Genomic DNA, 20,791 nt, shown 5'->3' with positions numbered 1-20,791 from the left:
CAATTATTACTTGAATCTGGGTTACAATTTTATAAGTGGAATCGACTTAAAATAAAAAAGGAACTCATGCGCCCACATGCTTTACTTTCAACTTTGACTTTTGCCTTATTGGCTTTGCTGTCTTTTTCTTGTGTTCAGGATAATCAGATCAGAGATAATTCATTTGATTGCGAGTTATTTGCTTACACAGACACCATTTATTACATCAATGCGACCCAAAATGTCATTGTAAATCCTATTACCAACGCATCAGGAACTTTCACTGCCAGTCCTGATGGCTTGGCTATCAATGGAGAGACGGGAGCAATTGACGTAAATGCAAGTGAAACCGGATTGAAATATAAAGTAACATTTACTCCGGAAGGAAGCTCCAGTTCCTGTGAGACTTTCGTTACCGTCGGAGGGGTGAATTACCGGGATGGTATTTATGTCCTTGGGCAGAATCAAATACAGGCAGCTCCGATTTATAATGGAGTTCCGGGTTTGTTACTTCCCTGCGATGATGGAGATGATGACGACGATGATGATACCAGCTGTGATTTTGATGTAGAGGATCAAAACGGTATTTCTCTAGAGGATCTAGGCTTTGAGATTTCATCCAAAGGTGTTTTTGACCTTCAAAAAACAGTTGAAAATGGGACATTTGGTGCTATTCCCGTAAACGGACAAGTCCTAGATGTTGAATTGCTTTATAGATTACCTGATTTAAGCAATCTGGCACTCAATTCTATCCCCTTGAGATTTTTCTATTTTGAAACTGTGGCAGACATTCCTCAAGCATTATTAGATGATATTGAGGAAAAAAATGACCTTATCAATGAGCGAAGAGGAGGAAATTGGGTTAATTTTAGATCACTAAATGAAACCCGACCTGCCGGCAAGCCGAGACCTCCTTTTGTGGTAATCGTAGCTCGTCTGGAGTAGGGTTTGTCCCTATTTCCGTGTTTTTAAAGAGACTTTATCTTTCCATTTTCCTAAGCTTATGCTTCTCACCCATATGCGTATTAGCGCAAGGAAACCTGGATTTGCTGAAAAAAGCCGACTCTCTTTACCAGTTGCCTTCACCTACTGAGGAGGATGATAGGCTTGCCATCATGCTGTACTCTGAGGCTTTGGCTGAAACTCCCAATTCTGAAGAGGTTCAGCTTTTCTTGAGAGGCTCTGAAAGGTTAGGAGTGTTACTTTCTGTATATGGAGAAAATGAAGCTGCAGCCAAATCTTACAGAAAAGGAATTCAACTAGCCAAAGCATTTAAACTTCCAGATACTTTAATTTACTCATCCCATCTATTTTTGGGAGAGCTTCTTTTTAGCTTGAGTAAGCTGGACAGTTCTATTTACCATTTAAAAGAAGCTGAAAGTCTTCAGAAATTGATTCAGGGAAAGACTCAGCCCGAACGACTATTTAATGCTTTGGGAGTCTATTATTTTGAAACAGGAAATTACAGCCAAAGTATCAGCTATTTCAGTAGGGCAGAGTCAGCATTGCCTTCTTCTTTAGGGGATTATGGACGATATGCACGCTATAGTTTTTTGAGTAATAAGGCATCAGCCTTGTATAATCTGGAAAAATACGATAGTGCGAAAAAGATTTATGAGGATTTACTGACTTGGGAGATTAATCCAAATCAAGTTCGAATCAATCTGGCAAACACTCATTTGGAAGAGGGAAATCCTGATCAAGCACTGGATGTATTAAATCAAATTAGTGAAACCTCCGAGCCTTTAAAGTTTTCGCATTGGAATTTACTTGCGAAAGGTTATTTGTTAAAAAAGGATTTTGAAGCTGCTGAATTGGCTTTGGATAGGACTAGGGACTCTCTCATGATCAAGTTGATGAGGAAAAAAGATCTTCAGAGAGGTATCTATTATAATCTTAGAGGCCAGCTCCATGAACAGAAAAAGGAGTATCAGAAGGCTTTGAATTCTTACCAAAAAGCGATAATAGAGCTGCATCCTACTTTTGAAAATCCGGACATTTTTCAAAATCCTGAAAAATCATCCTTAGGAATGTCCTCAATCACGCTCTTTGAAGTTTTAGCATCAAAGGCGGAAGTAGCCTGGATGCTTTATGAAAAAGAAGAAGATTCCAAATGGTTCAGGTTGGGCTTGAGTACCTATCTCAGTGCTTTCGATTTTGCAAATTACATCAGCTTCAATTTTGATAATGATGAGGCTAGGATTTTTTTGGGCGACCAAGTTCTCAAGGCTTATCAAAACGCCATCGAGAAGATTTACAATATTGCTCTAGAGAGAGATGAATTGGATTTAATGGAACAGGCTTTTGTTTGGGCAGAGCAAAGCAAAGCTGGGGCTTTGAGGCAAAGTGCCTATTTTGAAAGACTCAAAAGAAGGTCTGGAATCCCTTTAGCGAAGCTTCAGGAAGAGGAAAATCTCCAATTTCTGCTTTCAAAAAATTATCAGAGACAATATTTATCCAATGATCCCGAAGAGTTAAAGAAGCTTCAGGAGGAATTTATCAAACTGCAAGTTGACTTGTCCAGGTTACGTGAAGAATTCAAGAGTTTTTTGCCTGATTTTGAAAATGCAGATGTCTTCAGCTTAGCTAGATATCAGGATCAATTGGGTAGGAGGAAGGCGAGTTTATCTCTATTTCAAACTTCTTCAAAATTATTTGTTTTTTGGGTTGAGCCTGATTTTTTCGATTTCAAAGCGTTGGATATCAAAGAAATCAATTTCAGAGAACTTGAAAATTGGAGGAAGGCATTACAAACTCCTAACTTGGGCAGAAAGTATGATGCTGGTTCCTTCATCAGTCAATTTGGGAAAACACTTTTTGACCCTTGGCTGTTGAGAATGAAAAGCCGGAATCAGTTGATTGTAGTTCCTCATGCGCAGTTTAATCCTATTCCTTTTGAGGTATTACCCATTGATAGAGAATATTTAATTGAGCGAATTGCAGTTTTATATCAGTTTTCTGCTGCTTTGGTTAAATCAGAACCCAAGAAAGAATGGTTTTCCAATGCTGTTTTGGGTTTTTCTCCATTTGAGCAAAAGGGATTTCAAGGCTTATCAAGGTTGCCCGGATCCAAAGAGGAAATAAGCAGGAAAGGATTTACCGTGTTTACAGATGAGTCTGCAGATCTGGAAACTTTCTTGAAAGAAGCCCCTAATTATCCCTATATCCATTTGGCGACGCATGCAAAAGCTGAGCCCGGGGACATCAATTCTTCATTTATCGCATTCTATCCCGGTCTGGAAGAATTTAGGCTTTTTTCTCAGGAATTGAGCTATCAGGCTTTGGACTCGGTTGAATTTGTATTTCTCAGTGCATGCGAAACAGGAGCGGGGCAGTTGAGTGATTCTGAGGGGTTGATCAGTTTAGCTAGAAGCTTCGCTCTGGCTGGAGCGGATCACTTAATTACCTCATTGTGGTTAACCGAAAATCAGGTAGCTGTGTATTTATCAGATGCCTTCTATAAACATTTGCAAAAGGGAGAATCCTATGCCTCAGCATTAAGATTGGCAAAATTGGATCTACTAAGCGATCCTAAAATGTCGCAATTTTCACATCCCGGTTATTGGGCAAATTATGTGTTAATTGGTCAGCCTGAAGTAGTTTCTTTTGAGCGAAAAGTGAAAGAAGTAATAGGTAGGATAGCTTTGGTTCTCTTTATTCTAGCGGGTATAGTCTGGATAATTTACAGGTCAAATAAAAAGGAATAAAAAAATCCGGCAAATTGCTCTGCCGGATTATTTCGCTGAAAATTAGCCCTATTTTAGTTTCAGCTCAATTTCGCTTGAAGCTTCTATTTTATCCAATACTCTTTCATAGATTTCTCTATTTTTTGTTCTTGAAATTAGCAAGACACCATCAGTCAATTCTGCATTTTCCAATTCAGAATTTGAGATACTAGAGAACCAGCCTTTTGCATTAATTTCTAACATTGCCAAAGGATTATTTACTGCATCGAGGAAGAATAATTCATCATCATCTTCGGCTTCCAACTCAACTTCAAAATCCAAGTCCTCGTCATCATCTCCAAAAACTTGAAGTCTAAATGGTACTGAACTTCCGTCTTCCTTATTAAAAGTACCGTCTAGCTGAATGCTTGGCTCGTTTCTGTTATCAATCAAGTCAATTTCAAATTCAACTTCATAATAGTTTCCAGCAGGAATATTGATAAAGAAGTCGGCTCCTGAATCAAATTCATTGAAATCGATTTTCAGAATTTCCGGAAATTTATATTCAAGCTCACGCTCGAATTCTCCATTTTCGTCAACTCCTTCTGTTTCCAACTCAATTTTTTTCACTTGTAAAAAGCCTGAGTTGATATCAAGTCCGGAATTTTGGATTCTTGCGCCTGGGTTAGTCCCGGAGTTCATTTTGACTCCAACACCCATTCTCACTTCTCCTTCACCTAAGGAAAGAGGATCTTCATCATTGTTACAGGCAGCTAGCCCGATAATCAAAAATGTGCTTAGTGTTAATTTGATTAGTGTTCTCATAATTTTTGTTGGTTTAATCCTTTGTCGGAGTCAATTGCAAATATGTAACCACTTAACTGAAAAAAAATTAAAAAAACTCCCATAGGGGAGTTTTTCGCTTTATTCAATTCACTTTTTCAACTTTAGAATTCTTATTTTCCATAAGTCCGACTTCGTAAAGTTTTTGAAATATCGATGTGAAGGATCCTGCAAGATCTTTTCAAGCCGTGATTCAGCCTCATCATATTTTTCCTGCTGAAGTAATGACTGGATCAGGTAATAATCGATTTCCTCAGAAAATACTGGTTCTTCCAATTGTGAATTTCTGGTTTCTAGATCTTTTAATATGATTTCAGCCAAAGCTGACTTTTCGTTTTCCAAATCAGCCATGGCTAAAATAAATAGGGATTCTAAATCTGATTGACTGACCTGACTTCTTAAGGACTCTATCAGCTCATAATCCTGGCTGAGGTAGGCATCCTGAATTTGTGAGAATGTATTTTGTTCTCCTCTCATCACAGGAATTTGATAGCTGTAAAAATTTTCTACCATGGAATTTTGGGACGTTGTGACGAATAGTGCCACAGTTGCCACCACCAGTAAAAAAGACAGACCTGCGGCGATTCTTCCAGCCCAAGACCAAAGTGGATTTGCTTTTGAATCTGCTTTTTTTCTCTCCTTCAAAAATGATTTTTGAGTTCCGGAGATCAATTCTGCCCAGGAGTTCATAGCTATTGCCTCTCTTGAGAGTTTTAGTAATTCCAGTTCCTCTCTTAAAGAGGCGTCTTCCTTTAAGCTATTTTCAAGTAGTATTTTTTCTTCAGAAGCTAATTTTCCATCCAAATAAGCTTCCAATGTTTCCAAGTCTATATTATTCATGGCGTAAAGCTTTTTGAAGGTTTTGATATACTTGAGGTGAAGCCTGTGTTTTTTCAATCAATGATTTCAGGCATTTGTATTTTTTGTTTCTGAGAACTTGCTCTGAACTAAAGTCAAGTTTCTCGCAAATCTCCTTCATTGGAAGTTCTTCATAGTAGAAGAGTTGAAGAATCTGCTTGCATTTGTTTCCCAACTCCTGAAAGAGTCCCATGATGTATTTGAGACTCTCGGTTTTTGCTATACTTTCCGAGACATCTGAATCTACTTTTTCAGTACTTTCTTCATATTTCTCTTGCCTTGCAGCAGAGCTTTTTCTTTTTCTTAATTCTGTGATCCAAAGGTTTCTACAAATACTGTAAAGAAAGGATTTGATGGAGGACTCTGCTCTGAATTTTCCTTCAGAAATCATTTGTACAAAAATCAGCATCACTTCCTGAATGATGTCTGCCGCATCGTCTGAGCTGCCGGAATTCTGTAAAATGTAATTTTCTAAGACTCCGTAATATTGTCGATAAAGTAAAGTTATTGCCATATTCTGCCGGTTTTTGGTTAGGATCATTTCCACCAGTTCCTGATCAGTGAAATTTGGATTTAGCTTCATTTGCTATTCATCTTTAGGTCGATACAGCTTGGAATTTTGTAACCACAATATCCAAAAAAAACAGTTCATCAGTGATAAAACTTCATTTGTCCGGAAATGTGTTTAGAAAACTTTAGGGAAGAATCAATGTCTGTTATATTTTTAAGTCAGAATTGAATTTATGAAAATCACGAAAGACTTATATCAGGGAAGTTTGGCCCTTCTCACTGACTTTTATCAGCTTACCATGGCATATGCCTATTGGAAATCGGGAAAAGGTGAGCAGGAGGCTGTTTTTAATCTGTTTTTCAGAAAACATCCATTTCAAGGCGGTTTTACCTTGGCAGCTGGACTGGATTATGTCATTGACTATTGCAGCAATTTTAGGTTTGGGAAAGAGGATATAGAGTACCTCTCACAAATGAAAGCCCCTGATGGAAGCCAACAGTTTGAAAAGGGGTTTTTGGAGTATTTGAGCGAATTAAAATTCAGTTGTGACATAGATGCGGTGGAGGAAGGAACCGTGGTATTTCCCAATGCACCTATGGTGCGTGTAAAAGGCCCTTTAATCCAGTGTCAGTTGCTGGAAACACCCCTTCTGAATATCCTCAACTTCCAATCATTGATCGCTACTAAGGCTGCTAGAATTAATTTGGCAGCAAAAGGAGAACCGGTATTGGAATTCGGTTTACGAAGGGCACAAGGCATAGATGGAGCATTGGCAGCAAGTAGAGCGGCCTATATTGGAGGGTGTGCTTCTACCAGTAATGTAATGGCAGGAAAACTATTTGGAATACCTGTTTCCGGAACACATGCCCATAGCTGGATCATGTCATTTGAGACTGAACTGGAAGCTTTCGAAGCCTATGCAGATGCATTTCCCAATCAATGTGTCTTTTTGGTAGATACCTATGATACAATCAATGGAATCAAAAACGCAATTAAGGTTGGCCAAGCTTTGCGAAAAAAAGGGAAAGAGATGATGGGGATCCGAATTGACAGTGGAGATTTGGCTTATTTTTCCAATCAAGCAAGAGAACTCTTGGATGAGGCAGGGTTTCCTGAGGCAAAAATTGTAGCTTCCAATGACCTGGATGAGCATATCATTACTTCTTTGAAAGGGCAGGAGGCCTCAATCAATGTATGGGGTGTTGGAACCAAACTGGTGACAGCATTTGATCAGCCTGCCTTGGGCGCCGTTTATAAGTTGTCAGCTATTAAAACCGAGAATGGAATTTTTCAGCCTAAGATTAAAATCAGTCAACAATCCCTGAAAATCAATATTCCGGGAATTCACAATGTGAAGCGATACTACTCCAATGACAAAGCAGTGGCTGATATGATTTACTTGGAAAATGAGGAGATCAACCCGAGAGGTACGGTCATTATTGATCCAACTGATCCGACTAGAAGAAAAAGAATCATGCCGGCATTTTATCAGGAAGAGGATTTATTAAAACCTATTTTCAAAAATGGGAAAGCAGTTTATCAAAGTCCTGATATTCAAAAAATCCGTGAAAGAGCGCAGAAACAGCTGGATTCCTTTGATAAAACACATAAGAGATTGGTCAATCCGCATCTATATCCAGTGGGCTTGGAGGAAAATTTGCACCATTTGAGAATGGAATTGGTTTTACAGGCAAAAAAGATGGAAAATGGCAATGCATAATTCAAAGTCAGCTTTGGTAATCGTAGATGTTCAATATGATTTTCTACCGGGAGGCGCTTTAGCGGTCTCTGATGGAGATCAAATTGTACCCATCATTAATTCAATTCAGGAAAAATTTGAATTGATCATAGCGACTCAGGATTGGCATCCAGTAGATCATCAAAGCTTTGCGGCCAATCATGAAGGCAAGAATCCTGGGGAGCTGATTGATCTCCATGGATTGACTCAGGTTTTGTGGCCAGTTCACTGTGTACAGTTTACCAAAGGAGCCCAATTTTCCTCGGACCTTAATCAATCTCAATGGGAGGATATTTTTCAAAAAGGGACTAATCCGGAAGTAGACTCGTATTCAGGCTTTTTCGATAATGCCAGAAGAGGGGATACAGGTTTGGGAAAATTTTTAGAAGATATTGGAGTGGAAAAGGTATATGTTTGCGGTCTTGCACAAGATTATTGCGTGAAGTTTACATCCATGGATTCGAAAAGCCTGGGGTTTGAAACCTATTTAATTACGGATGCGACCAAGCCTGTAAACCTTAAAGCGGAAGATGGAGATGTTGCCTTGAAAGAAATGCAGGATGCAGGAATTCATTTAATTACCTCAAAAGACCTTTAAAAGAATGTTTGAATTTAACCCAGACAAATACTATCCCCAAGAAACGGAAAGCAGAGTTGTAATCCGCTTTCAAGATTGCGATCCTTTACAGCATTTAAATAATGCGAAGTATTTTGATTACTTCTTCAATGCGAGGGAGGATCAGGTGCCAAAGCTGTATGGCTTGGAAGTTATTGATTTGATCCGAAAGTATAAAGCTGCCTGGGTGGTGTACAATCATAATATCAGCTATGTCAAACCTGCTATGGTGGGGGAGTGGGTTCGCATCATGAGCCGAATCATCTGGCACAATCACAATACTATAGTGGTTGAATACTACATGACTGATGATAGCAAGACTCAGCTCAAGACCTTGCTTTGGTCTACTATGCGCTATGTAACGTTGGCTGAAGGGAAGTCAACAGATCATGAAGGTGCAGTAGAAGATTTCTTAAAGGCCACTTCCGGAAACCTGGATATCAGCAATTTAGATATCAAAGATCGAGTAAAAATGTTGATTTCAGAGTTTAAGAAATCTTAAAAGAAGAATTTAATTGTCCCGCGACGAACAAGACCTGTACAGAAGCGTACAGGTTTTTTTATTTGTAAAAATTGGCATGATGCGATGGAAATTTTTTTTGAATTAATTTTCCTTAACAATACCGGCAATCATGCAACCTTCTTCCAGTAAGAAATCCAAGGATTTTGTTCGGAACTGATACAAGCGAACGGGGATTTGCCCAGTAGTTATACAGTTTTTGTTAATTTTTTGACACGTTATCCAAATTTAATTTTGTTCAATTGTTAATTTTTTGAAAAATGTATTTTCTCAGTTCTAATGAGAAACTGGGATTATTCAGAGTTGGTATGTCCTTCGCAAGAGGATAGACATTGAAACACTAAACCAACTCACATTATGAAAACCTTATTCACAATCGCAATGGCCGGACTTTTAGCAACTAGCACTCTAGCTTCAAATTCAAATGAAGACTTGATGGCTTTATCTACTGCCAGCGCCAAGTTTAAAAAAGTAAACGTCCTTCTTAAAGAAGGTATTGGGAAAGCCAAAGTAGCAATCCTTGATGAGGATGGAAAAATGCTCCACCAAAGAAAAGTAAATGTAAAGGACCAGCAAGTAATCGTTCCTTATGACTTGAATGAAATGCCTTGTGGAGAATATCAGGTCAAAATTACTACGGAGGATGAGGAAGTAACTTACAAGGTGGAAACGTTTGAGCGCAAAAAAATAATTGATGAGTATCCATTGGCAGCTTACGGTAAGAAAGTGGACGATCAGACCATCAATTTATCTGTGTTTGGATTGACCGAACCTGGAGTTCGAGTTAAAGTTCGTCATGAAGATTCTGATGCAATTTTGCACTCTGAAAGAATCAATGTTTCAGAAGGCTTTACCAAGGATTTCAAATTGCAGGGATTAAGTCCTGAAGAAGTTTATTTGGAGGTAACAGACTCTAAAGGAAGAATGAAAATTCTCCATTTCTAATTCAAAAATTGAAGAAAAAAAGCTCCAGACGCAGATGTTTGGAGCTTTTTTGTTTTTCACGGCAACTTAGCCAAGAATGAGCTTTCTTCCCTTTTCCAATAATTTTTTCTTTGCTTCCAGATCAAAATTTACTGGAAGCTGGGCTATTCCTATCAACCTTCTCAAGATTTCAACCCCATGATATTGATCCAACAAAGCTTGGGAATAAGGCAGGGTATAATGATCCTGGAAAGCTTGCTGAATAATTTCAGAGTTTCCACTGAGATCTCCATGTGCCAAGACCACGCCTAGATCAAACTCGGCATCACCCATAAAACCAAATTCAGGATCAATGACTTTTAAATCACCTTGAGATTCTATCCAGCTACCTGGATAAAAGTCACCATGAAGTAAAGTCTTTCCGGTAGAAAGATATCTTTTACCTAATTCAGTGATTTTGGATTTCAGCTGTGTATCCCTTTTCCAAGCCATACTCAAATCCTGCAAGCCAGGCTGAACGCTATCTAAGTCAAAGCCATTTTCTTCTAAGAAAGGAAAATTGAAAATGTGCTCATGATTTAATTTCTTCATTTCTAGATTTTCAGGAAAACCCAACCCATCAACCTGATGTAGGAAATTGAGATATTGAAAGATGGATTTTGCATGATTTTGACTTAAAGAAAAATCAGCTTGATACATTTTCGAAAAGTCTCCTTCTGTCCCCAAATCTGCAGTAATTAAAATATGTTGATCAGGATAATAAGCCAATACTTCCGGGGAGTAGGGACGCAGACTTTCCTGCTGATTAATCCTGCTGAGATATTGGTATTCTACATCAATTCTTTCGATGGGAGCAGGGATTTGAGGGAATTTCCTGACATAAGGTTTGGATTGCTTGAGGATGACAGACCTTTCATTTGTCTGTACTCTTAAAACCAGGTTCATATTACTGTCGCCGGCAGGCAATACATTGAGGATTTTTTCTCCTTTTTTCCAAAAATCCAGTACTTCTAAATCAGAAATGGGGCTGTTGATACTTAACTCGGTCATAGGAAAGCTAGATGTCTTTGTGGTTGAAGTTTAAACATAAGTCTTGTTAATCAATTTTTCAGAAAAGGAATTGTTTATTTTTCCTTAAATGAAAACCCTTAATTAACCTCAAAAACAGCTGAATTTTCTATTTTTGAGGGAATTAAAAACGATATAAACCCAATGTTTGGACTACCACGAATGTTATTTACCGAAGAGCATGAGCTTTTTCGGCAGAGTGTAAAAGATTTTATTGCCAGAGAGATTAGCCCCTACAATGCAGAATGGGAGAAACAAAAAATGGTTTCTCGAGAATCCTGGAAAAAATTTGGTGAAAACGGATTCTTAGGCATACAAGCTCCCGAGTCATTGGGAGGAATGAACATACAGGATTTCCGATACAATGCGATATTAATCGAAGAATTGGGATTGAGTGGATGCTCAGGACCTGCGATTGGATATCCCCTTCACAGTGACATTGTGATGCCTTATATTTTGCATTATGGCACAGAAGAAGCCAAGAGGAAGTATATCCCCAAGATGGTTTCAGGCGATTTTATCGGTGCCGTTGCAATGACTGAGCCCGGTGCTGGTTCTGATTTACAGGGAATGCGTACATCAGCTGAGGATAAAGGAGATCATTTTTTGGTTAATGGAAGTAAAACTTTCATTACAAATGGTTATCTATCTGATGTTGTGGTTGTTGCGGTTAAAACTGACCCTGCAAAAGGTGCAAAAGGCATTAGTTTGGTTTTGATTGATAAGGATATGAAAGGATTTTCAAAAGGAAAGCCTTTTGAGAAAGTAGGCCTTCATGCCCAAGATACTTGCGAATTATTCTTTGAAGATGTGAAAGTTCCAAAGGAAAACCTTCTTGGTAAGTTGGGAGAAGGGTTCAAATATTTGATGACTGAACTTGCCCAAGAGCGACTGGTAGTCGCTTTGGCGGCAGTTGCTTTGGGAGAATATATGCTGGCATCCACTGTTGAATATGTGAAGCAAAGGAAAGCCTTCAATAAAAGTATTTCAGAGTTCCAAAATACCAGATTCAAATTAGCAGAGATGACAGCAGCTTTGGAGCAGGGAAGGATCTATTGTGACCATTTGGTGCAGTTGCATAATTCCAAATTAGTTGATCCTGCTATGGCATCTGCAGCTAAATACAATATGACCGAACTTCAGTGCAAGGTGGCGGATGAATGTGTACAATTACACGGAGGATATGGGTACATGTGGGAGTATGGAGTAGCTCGAGCTTATGCAGATGCGAGAGTTCAGAGAATTTATGCAGGTACAAATGAAATTATGAAGGAGTTAATTGCCCGAAAAATTTTAAAATAGAATTATATTAGGCTTTAATTAAATATAACGTTACACCCAAATTAGCCAATCGATGAAGGATTTTCCGTGGTTTAAACATTACCCTGCCTCTGTTGAAAAAGAAGTGAATTGTGAAGCATACTCCAGTGTTGCAGATTTATTCGATGAAAGCGTTGAGAAATACAAAGATGCAGTCGCCTATGAATGTATGGGTAAGACACTGTCTTTCAATCAAGTAAATGAATACAGTGCTCACTTTGCTGCCTACTTGACAGAGGAATTAAAGTTGAAAAAGGGTTCCCGCGTTGCTATCCAAATGCCTAATATTCTTCAATACCCTGTGGTGATGTTTGGTGCCTTAAGGGCAGGGATGGTTGTAGTTAATACCAATCCACTTTATACATCTTCCGAAATGAAGCATCAGTTCAATGATTCCGGAGCTGATGTTATTGTCATTGTAGCCAACTTTGCCTACAACTTGGAAAAAATCCTTCATGAAATCCCCGCTAAACATGTCATAGTTACAGAATTGGGGGATATGTTGGGCGGTTTCAAAGGCACATTGGTAAACTTGGTGGTGAAGCATATCAAAAAAATGGTTCCTGCTTACAGTATTCCCAATGCTGTTTCCTTGAAATCCACACTTTCAAAAGGAGCTAAGCATAGCTTCAAAAAACCAAAGATTTCTCTTCAAGATACCGCTTTCCTGCAATATACAGGAGGAACTACAGGAGTTTCCAAAGGTGCAGAGTTAACCCATGGCAATATAGTAGCCAACATGCAGCAGATTTCTGCTTGGATGAAACCTAAGTTGAAAGAGCGAGAGGAAATTGTAATTACTGCTTTGCCATTATATCATATTTTCGCCTTGACAGTGAATTGTTTGGCTATGCTAAAAATTGGAGCACATAACCTTTTGATCACCAATCCAAGGGATATGAAGGCTTTTTGTAAAGATTTATCTAAACATCAGTTTACGGTCTTTACAGGAGTCAATACTTTGTTCAATGGTTTGCTCAATCAGGAAGCATTTTTGAATCTTGACTTCAGCAAATTAAAGATCGCAGTAGGTGGAGGGATGGCTGTTCAGAAAGTTACTGCTGAAAAGTGGAAAAAAGTCACTGGAGTTCCTTTAGCAGAAGGTTATGGCTTGACAGAGACTGCACCAGTAGCTACATGTAATCCTATTGATGGAACTGAGAGAATTGGAACAATTGGAATTCCTTTGCCAAATACGGAAGTTATGATTGCCAATGACGAGGGTGAACCATTGGGATTAGGAGAAAGAGGAGAGATTTTGATTAAAGGACCTCAAGTGATGAAAGGCTATTGGAATCGTCCCGAGGAAACCGCAAATGTAATGCATGGAGAGTGGTTTAAGTCAGGAGATATTGGAGTTATGGATGAAGATGGCTTCTTCAAAATCGTGGATAGAAAGAAAGAAATGATACTAGTTTCTGGGTTTAATGTCTATCCTAATGAAGTTGAAGATTGTATAGCTTCCTGTCCAGGAGTACTAGAAGTCGGAGTCATAGGAATGCCGGATCCAAAATCAACTGAAAAGGTGGTAGCCTATGTAGTAGCAAAAGATCAAAGTCTGAAGGCTGAGGCTGTTATAGCACATTGCCACGAATCTTTGACCAACTATAAGATTCCAAAAGAAGTATATTTTACTGATGAGCTGCCTAAATCCAATGTGGGTAAAATTCTGAGGAGAAAAATCAAAGAGGCTCATATAGAAAAGCACGGAGACAAATAAAAAAAAAGCCACCCGAGAGGGTGGCTTTTGATTTATATAATACTTTCGAAATATTCAATTGTTTTGACCAAACCTTCTCGGAGTGGAATTGTAGGCTCCCAGCCTAATTCTTTCTTTGCAAGATCGATAACTGGCTTTCTCTGCATTGGATCATCCTGTGGTAATGGCATATGAACCAGCTTGCTTTTCGAGTTGGTCAGTTCGATTACCAAGTTGGCTAGCTCCAACATGGTGAATTCTCCGGGGTTTCCAATATTAACCGGACCAGTAAATCCGTCTCTGGAGTTCATCAACCTGTACATTCCTTCGATATTATCATCTACATAACAGAAAGAACGAGTTTGCTTTCCATCGCCGTAGATAGTGATATCTTGATTTTTTAATGCCTGAACAATAAAGTTGCTGACAACTCGGCCATCATTCGGGTGCATTCTTGGACCATAAGTATTGAATATTCTCATCACTTTGATCGCAACTCCATGCTGTCTGTGATAATCAAAGAATAAAGTTTCTGCACACCTCTTTCCCTCATCATAACAAGCACGAGGACCAAGCGTATTTACATTACCTCTATAGGATTCAGGTTGAGGATGGATTTCTGGATCTCCATAAACTTCAGAAGTACTTGCCTGAAGGATTTTAATTTTCAGCCTTTTAGCCAAACCTAACATGTTCATTGCACCAATCACGGAGGTTTTGGTCGTTTGAACAGGGTCAAATTGATAATGAATTGGAGAGGCAGGGCAAGCGAGATTATAAATCTCGTCCACTTCCACATAAAGAGGATGAGTCACATCGTGCCTCAATAATTCGAAATTCTTATTGTCTAAAAGATGGTGAATGTTTCTTCTATTTCCCGTGAAAAAATTATCCACACATAGTACTTCGTTACCTTCCTTTAATAATCTATCGCATAGATGGCTACCCAAAAATCCGCCACCACCACTTACTAAAACTCTTTTCATTAATATTAAATGATGTTAAAATTTATTGCTCGCCAAAATAAGCAAATGTTTTTCAATATTCATGGATAAAGATCGATTTAAACAGTAGCTCTCACTTTGAAGGATTAAAACCAATCATTTTTCATTTCAAGAGTAGGGTAGTTCTCCGATTGAAGCCTTGCTGCAAGGGATTCTATTTTTGTTAGCTCATATTCCATAAAATATTCTGAGGCCATTATTTTACCTTGATAGAAAGCTTTCTCCGGAGATCCACCATTTAATTGACTTTGGGCGATATGGGATTGATCTAGCCATTTCCAAGCTACGCAAAGGATTCCGCACATTTCTAGGAATAAAGTGGCATCGGCAAGATAATATTCTAGGCCTTTTTTACTCCTTGCCAATACTTTCTCCGCTGTTTCTAAAACTATCCTATGGTATTTTTCAAATCTTGATTTCAAATTAGGGTCAAGGCTTGACTGATTTAGGCTCTTCAATATTTCTTGGTGAAGTAATTTCCAAGCTAGTCCTTCTGACATCAAGACCTTTCTTCCTAAAAGATCTAATCCATGAATCCCTGTAGTTCCTTCATGAATAGGATGTATTCGGGCTTCACGATAATATTGCTCTACAGGAAAATCCGTAGTGTAGCCAGCCCCACCTAAAACCTGAACAGCTGCAGATGTACTATGAACACCCATTTCTGATGGGTAGCTTTTTGCAATTGGGGTTAATAAGTCCAGCAATGCTTCCTTGGCTTTTTTCTTCTCTGAGTTTGGTTCCCGCTGGACTTCATCCGCAAGTTTGGAGCAGTATAGCAAGAGTGCCAAAGAACCCTCAGTGACACTTTTCTGAAACAAAAGCATACGCTTTACATCTGCATGCTCTATTATGGGAACTTGTGGTTGATTGAGATCTTTATTGTTAATTCTCCTTCCCTGAGGGCGTTCTTTCGCATAGGCCAAAGAGGAATAATAAGCGGCAGTAGCAATTGCAACCCCGTTCATACCTACTCCAAGTCTTGCCTCATTCATCATTTGAAACATGTACTTCAAGCCCTGATTTGCTTCACCCACAAGATATCCTTCACACTGATCTTCTGAACCTATCATCAGATGAGCTATTGGGGCTCCTTTATAACCCATCTTGTGATAAATTCCCTGAGTTAATACATCGTTACTTTCTTCTGTATCAATTCGCTTTTGGGGAACTACAAAAAGAGATATTCCTTTTGTTCCAGCAGGTGCGCCATCTATTCTGGCCAGCATGAGATGAATGATATTCTCACAGGCATCATGATCTCCGCAGGATATGTAGATTTTTTGACCTTTAATTTTATAGACTCCAGCTTCATCTGTCGGAAACGCAGTAGTGCTTAGGTCTGAGAGGGAACTTCCTGCATCAGGCTCAGTCAAAGCCATGGTGCCCTGCCAAAGCCCAGAGTAGAGATTTGGTGTAAACTTTTCTATTAATTCCTTACTACCAAAAGTTCGTATCAAGTTGGCAGCTCCAGTAGTCAAAAAAGGAAATACAGAGGCTGAGTAATTTGCTGCCTGAAGAATGAACCCCGCTGCAATATGTATAGTCCAAGGTAATTGTTGACCGCCTTCTTCATAGCTAAAAGTAGCATTAATCCATCCATCCTTTCCAAATTGTTGGATAATGGGTTTCATTTTTGGGTGAATCTTAATTTTCCCGTTTTCCAATTGGGGTTCATTGCGATCCATCTCGGTAAGTAAAGGTCTTAAAGACTTTTGAGCTATTTGATCTGCAGCTTCAAGGATCATTTCAAAGGTTTCCCGATTATGATCTTTAAAATATTCGATTTGATTTAACTCATCAGCTTTTATCAATTCAAAAAGTTGAAACTTAAGGTCTCGCTTAGAATAAAATTGAGTCATGGTTTTTAGCTTATATTTTTTTGATTATTCGGGCGGGATTACCTGCAACTATCACATCCTCGGGAACATCTTTGGTTACCACAGATCCTGCTCCAATAATTGCCCTATTACCAATTTTTACACCAGGGCAGATAATGCTTCCACCTCCAATCCAAACATCTGATCCAACATGAATTTCTTTGCCGAACTCCCAAAGCTCTCCTCTGATTTTTGAGTCGATAGGATGGGTTGCTGGATAAAATTGAACATTTGGACCCACTAAAGTTCTATCCCCTATGGTAACAGGGACAACATCCAATATCACACAATTGAAATTAAAAAAGGCATGGTTGCCCAAAGAAATATTATAACCATAATCACAGGAAAAAGGGGGCTCGATCCAGCAGTTTTCACCGATGCTGCCCAGTAATTGGCTCAAGATATTTTGCCTTTTCTCGGATTCTTCCGGATCTGAAAAATTGAATTCCTTTAATAGCTTTCTTGCTCTTAGCCTCTCTGATGATAAAATAGGATCGCCGGCCTGATAGAGTTGGCCGGCGAGCATTTTTTCTTTTTCTGTCATTTGGTTTTGCTGTAAAGAAGTGCTTGCTCCACTCCTCTAATTTCAGCCAAACCTTTTAATCTTCCAATTGCAGAGTAGCCAGGGTTCGTTTTTTTACCTAAATCATCCAGCATTTGATGTCCATGATCAGGACGCATAGGAATACTTTTTCCCCTTTTTTCCTGAATTTTCAGTATTTCATCAATTACGGCAACCATTGGCACATCGCCCTCCAAATGATTGTCTTCAAAGAAATTCCCTCCCTCATCTCTTTTAGTACTTCTCAGATGGATGAAATTGATATGATCACCAAATTCTGCAACCATTGCAGGTAAATCATTGTCTGGTCTTACTCCATAACTTCCGGTACAAAAGCACAATCCGTTATGAGGACTTGGGTTGTCTCTTATTATTCTTCTTGCATCTGCAGCTGTTGACACTACTCTAGGCAAGCCATACAGCGAGAAAGGAGGATCATCTGGATGTATCGTCATGTAAACGCCCACCTCTTCGGCTACAGGAACTAAAGCATCCAAAAAAAGCCTAAGATGCTCTTGAAGTTTAGGTGCATTGATGCCTTCATAAGTTGAAAGCATTTCTCTGAACTCATCCAAGGTGTAACCAATTTCAGAACCAGGTAAGCCTTTCAGAATGTTATCAATAATTAGTTGCTTCTTTTCAGGAGAAAGGACTTCATAATACTTTCGCACTTCCTCAATTTCCTTGGGAGTATATTCCTCCAAAGCTGCATGTCTTTTCAAAATAAAAAGGTCGAATGCCTGAACCGCCTTCTTTTCATAAAATAAAGCCTTGGATCCATTTGGAAGTTCTCGTTCCAAATCTGTTCTAGTCCAGTCAAGTATGGGCATGAAATTGTAACAAACAGTAAAAATTCCTTCAGATGCCAGATTTCTGATGGTTTGTTGGTAATTGGCTACCAGTTCCTGAAAGTTACCAGATCTGGTTTTGATACGCTCATGAACTGGAACAGATTCTACCACAGACCAGTTTAATCCGGCATCTTCAATAGTTTTTTTTCGAAGCTGGATCTCTTCTCTTGACCATATATCCCCATTTGGGATGTGGTGAAGGGCAGTTACAATTCCTGTAGCACCTGCTTGACGAATATCTCTTAAACTGACTGGATCATTAGGACCATACCATCGCATGGTTTGTTCCATTTTGAATAGTGCCATTGATTTTTCTTTTAGGGTTTATTGGGTTGAGATCATGAAAATTAAACACCGGAAAATGCGCTAAAGCCTCCGTCAACCGGAATGATTGTTCCAGTGACAAAAGCAGAGGCATCTGAACAAAGCCATTGTAATGCTCCAAAGAGATCTTCTGGTTTTCCAAATCTATCCATAGGAGTATGTTCTATGATCTGATTTCCTCGACTGGTTAGTGATCCGTCATTTTCTGTTAATAAAGTCCGGTTTTGTTCTGTGAGAAAGAATCCAGGTGCAATCGCGTTCACTCTGAAATCAGGACCATGTTTCTTCGCCAATTCCACAGCCAACCACTTGGTCAAATTATCTATAGCTGCTTTGGCGGAAGCATATCCCATTACTCTCGTCATAGGTCTACTGGCAGCCATGGAGCTGATATTGATAATATTTCCTTTGTTCTGCGCCAGCATCAAAGGGAGAAAATGCTTGGTTGGAAGCACTGTTCCCAAATAGTTGAGATCCATTACCTTTTTCAAAGCTTTGGCATCCAGATCAAGAAAATTTTGATCAGGTCTGATTACAGCACCCGGCATATTTCCACCTGCTGCATTGATCAAGATATCAATGCTACCGACTGCTTTTTTTACTTCTTCTGCAGCCTTTTTTACTTGGTCTTCATCGGTAACATCACATTGAAAGCCCTCCGCTTTTCCGCCTTCTGATTTTATTTTGACAATGAGATCTTCTATTTTGACTTCATTCCTTCCTAGGATCAAAATCGTAGCACCTTCTTTAGCTAAATACCTGCTCATAGCTTCGCCCAGTACTCCTGTAGCGCCGGAGAAGGCAATTATTTTTCCAGAAAGGTTGAAAAGAGAGTTACCCATTATCAGACGGTTATATTTTTTGAATTAAAGTCAAAATAGTTTTTGGCATTTTGGTAGCAAATATCAATAATGATTTTTCCCAGCCATTTTTCATCCCAGGGGAGTTCTCCATTTTCTACATCTTTTCCAAATAGATTGCAAAGGATTCTTCGGAAATACTCATGTCTTGGAAAGGATAAAAAGCTTCTAGAATCGGTCAACATACCTATAAAGCATGATATCAATCCCATATTTGACAATACATTCATCTGGGCTTCCATCCCGTCTTTTTGGTCTAAATACCACCAACCTGAGCCAAATTGAATTTTCCCTTTGGTGCTTCCATCATTAAAATTTCCAATCATGGTTGCAATTACTTCATTATCTCTTGGATTGAGATTATAAAGGACAGTTTTAGCTAATTGATCCTTGCTATCAAGTGAATTTAAGAAGCCTGCTAATGCTTTGGCTTGATCAAAGTCCCCGATGGAATCAAATCCCGTATCCGGTCCCAATTCATCCAATTTTCGTGTATTGGTATTCCGCAAAGCTCCCAAATGAAACTGTTGAACCCAGCCCTTGGAATGATACATTTTGCAAATTTCCTGCAAGGTTTTGAATTTGAAATACTGGATTTCTTTGGGTTCTAATTTCTTTTTGTAGCGAATTAACTCAAATAGATCCTGAAGATTGAATTCGTCTTTTTCAAAGAAATATAACTGCTCCAAACCATGGTCACTTAGCCTACAACCCCTCTCATGAAAATATCCAATTCTATTTTCTAGAGCAGCCAAAAGATCTTCATAATTCTGAATGCTAATTCCTGCTGCTTCTCCCAGTTTTTCTAAATAGGAAAGATAGGCATCCGGGTTTTCTATGGCATAAGCTTTATCCGGCCTGAATGCAGGATACATGGATAGCTCTGTTTTTTTTCTACTAAAATCAACATGATCATGTAGAGAATCAATGGGGTCATCTGTTGAACAGATTACTTCCACTTTCATTTGCCCCAATAATCCTTGAGTGGCATATTCCGGCTTTTGAAGTAATTCATTGCAATGAAGATAAACTTCAGCTGCATTGGATTCATTTAATATTTCTTCAATTCCAAAATATCTTTTCAGCTCTAAATGAGTCCAATGATACAGCGGATTACGCATGGTGTAAGGAACGGTTTGAGCCCATTTTTTAAACTTCTCTGAATCAGTGGCATTGCCTGTAATATATTTTTCAGAGACGCCCAAGGTCCGCATAGCTCTCCACTTATAGTGATCTCCAGCCAGCCAAATTTGGCTCATATTATCAAATTGCCTGTTGGAATTGACCTCTGAGGGAGAAAGGTGATTGTGATAATCTATGATGGGTAGATTTTTAGCGTAATCGTGGTATAGCGTCTTAGCAAAAGAGTTTTGCAATAAGAAGTCTTCGGATAGAAAATTCACTTGCGAATCAGTTGAAATCATGGGAAAAAGGTCATCAAATTAGCATTCCGTTTCAAACTTGAATTTACCCCGAATCGAGAGCATTTGAAGATTTAAATACGAAAACGTTTGCGAAATTTTCCGAACCATTTTACCAAGAGAGCGAAAATGATTCGTATTTTCAATG

The 20,791-nt window shown here is 38.9% G+C and carries 18 protein-coding genes; 8 read left to right on the top strand and 10 right to left on the bottom strand.

Features of this window, described 5'->3' with window-relative positions:
• Positions 1–924: hypothetical protein (locus B2906_RS06355; RefSeq protein ID WP_286936043.1), on the top strand; the 924-nt coding region annotated here is incomplete at its 5' end.
• A gap of 101 nt (positions 925–1,025) precedes the next feature.
• Positions 1,026–3,686: a CHAT domain-containing protein gene (locus tag B2906_RS06350; RefSeq protein WP_286936041.1), complete on the top strand. Its 2,661-nt coding sequence runs from the start codon at positions 1,026–1,028 to the stop codon at positions 3,684–3,686.
• A 48-nt stretch (positions 3,687–3,734) separates the two neighbouring features.
• On the opposite strand, the gene B2906_RS06345 is transcribed toward B2906_RS06350, so the two are convergent.
• The 3 genes from B2906_RS06345 to B2906_RS06335 all read right to left on the bottom strand — a co-directional run bounded on the left by B2906_RS06345 (position 3,735) and on the right by B2906_RS06335 (position 5,859).
• On the bottom strand, positions 3,735–4,469 hold the full coding sequence (locus tag B2906_RS06345) for a hypothetical protein (protein WP_245756357.1): 735 nt from the start codon (positions 4,467–4,469) through the stop codon (positions 3,735–3,737).
• Positions 4,470–4,577: 108 nt separating this feature from the next.
• Positions 4,578–5,327, bottom strand: a complete 750-nt coding sequence (locus B2906_RS06340) for a hypothetical protein (protein WP_144603199.1) — start codon at positions 5,325–5,327, stop codon at positions 4,578–4,580.
• Positions 5,320–5,859, bottom strand: coding sequence for an RNA polymerase sigma factor (locus B2906_RS06335; protein WP_250161269.1), 540 nt, complete (start codon positions 5,857–5,859; stop codon positions 5,320–5,322). Before B2906_RS06335 ends, B2906_RS06340 begins: the two co-directional genes overlap by 8 nt.
• Positions 5,860–6,088: 229 nt before the next feature.
• Between B2906_RS06335 and B2906_RS06330 the strand changes: the two genes are divergently transcribed.
• From B2906_RS06330 to B2906_RS06315, 4 genes are all read left to right on the top strand, one after another.
• Complete coding sequence (locus tag B2906_RS06330; protein WP_144603203.1) at positions 6,089–7,576, top strand: nicotinate phosphoribosyltransferase; 1,488 nt, start codon at positions 6,089–6,091, stop codon at positions 7,574–7,576.
• Positions 7,563–8,192, top strand: a complete 630-nt coding sequence (pncA, locus tag B2906_RS06325; protein WP_370627665.1) for a bifunctional nicotinamidase/pyrazinamidase — start codon at positions 7,563–7,565, stop codon at positions 8,190–8,192. The genes B2906_RS06330 and pncA overlap by 14 nt, the downstream gene beginning before the upstream one ends.
• Positions 8,193–8,196: 4 nt before the next feature.
• Positions 8,197–8,712, top strand: coding sequence for an acyl-CoA thioesterase (locus B2906_RS06320; RefSeq protein ID WP_144603206.1), 516 nt, complete (start codon positions 8,197–8,199; stop codon positions 8,710–8,712).
• A 375-nt stretch (positions 8,713–9,087) separates the two neighbouring features.
• Positions 9,088–9,675: a hypothetical protein gene (locus tag B2906_RS06315; protein ID WP_091649934.1), complete on the top strand. Its 588-nt coding sequence runs from the start codon at positions 9,088–9,090 to the stop codon at positions 9,673–9,675.
• A 66-nt stretch (positions 9,676–9,741) separates the two neighbouring features.
• Here B2906_RS06315 and B2906_RS06310 read toward each other — a convergent pair whose 3' ends face one another.
• Entirely contained in the window at positions 9,742–10,704 is a 963-nt protein-coding gene (locus B2906_RS06310; RefSeq protein WP_286936025.1) for a phosphotransferase, read from the bottom strand.
• 162 nt (positions 10,705–10,866) lie between these two features.
• Between B2906_RS06310 and B2906_RS06305 the strand changes: the two genes are divergently transcribed.
• Both B2906_RS06305 and B2906_RS06300 read left to right on the top strand, forming a co-directional pair.
• Entirely contained in the window at positions 10,867–12,024 is a 1,158-nt protein-coding gene (locus tag B2906_RS06305) for an acyl-CoA dehydrogenase family protein (protein WP_286936024.1), read from the top strand.
• A 52-nt stretch (positions 12,025–12,076) separates the two neighbouring features.
• Positions 12,077–13,762, top strand: coding sequence for an AMP-binding protein (locus B2906_RS06300; RefSeq protein ID WP_286936021.1), 1,686 nt, complete (start codon positions 12,077–12,079; stop codon positions 13,760–13,762).
• A gap of 32 nt (positions 13,763–13,794) precedes the next feature.
• Here the strand turns inward: B2906_RS06300 and B2906_RS06295 are convergent, their stop codons facing one another.
• The 6 genes from B2906_RS06295 to uxaC all read right to left on the bottom strand — a co-directional run bounded on the left by B2906_RS06295 (position 13,795) and on the right by uxaC (position 20,646).
• The gene (locus B2906_RS06295) at positions 13,795–14,727 is read right to left on the bottom strand and encodes a UDP-glucuronic acid decarboxylase family protein (RefSeq protein WP_091649949.1); all 933 of its coding nucleotides are present in this window, start codon (positions 14,725–14,727) and stop codon (positions 13,795–13,797) included.
• Positions 14,728–14,831: 104 nt separating this feature from the next.
• Complete coding sequence (locus B2906_RS06290) at positions 14,832–16,607, bottom strand: acyl-CoA dehydrogenase (protein WP_286936016.1); 1,776 nt, start codon at positions 16,605–16,607, stop codon at positions 14,832–14,834.
• Between the two features lie 10 nt (positions 16,608–16,617).
• Entirely contained in the window at positions 16,618–17,169 is a 552-nt protein-coding gene (locus B2906_RS06285; RefSeq protein ID WP_286936014.1) for a sugar O-acetyltransferase, read from the bottom strand.
• Positions 17,166–18,344, bottom strand: coding sequence for a mannonate dehydratase (uxuA, locus tag B2906_RS06280; RefSeq protein ID WP_286936012.1), 1,179 nt, complete (start codon positions 18,342–18,344; stop codon positions 17,166–17,168). The genes B2906_RS06285 and uxuA overlap by 4 nt, the downstream gene beginning before the upstream one ends.
• A 41-nt stretch (positions 18,345–18,385) precedes the next feature.
• Complete coding sequence (locus B2906_RS06275) at positions 18,386–19,204, bottom strand: SDR family oxidoreductase (protein ID WP_286936002.1); 819 nt, start codon at positions 19,202–19,204, stop codon at positions 18,386–18,388.
• A gap of 2 nt (positions 19,205–19,206) precedes the next feature.
• A complete protein-coding gene (gene uxaC, locus B2906_RS06270; protein ID WP_286935999.1) occupies positions 19,207–20,646 on the bottom strand; it encodes a glucuronate isomerase in 1,440 nt (479 codons plus the stop codon).
• Positions 20,647–20,791: the final 145 nt, after the last annotated feature.

The organism is Algoriphagus sp. UBA3586 (genome assembly GCF_002376385.1).
In the GTDB taxonomy this organism is placed as follows: Bacteria; Bacteroidota; Bacteroidia; order Cytophagales; family Cyclobacteriaceae; genus Algoriphagus; species Algoriphagus ornithinivorans.
This window is presented reverse-complemented; position numbering and strand designations above follow the sequence as displayed.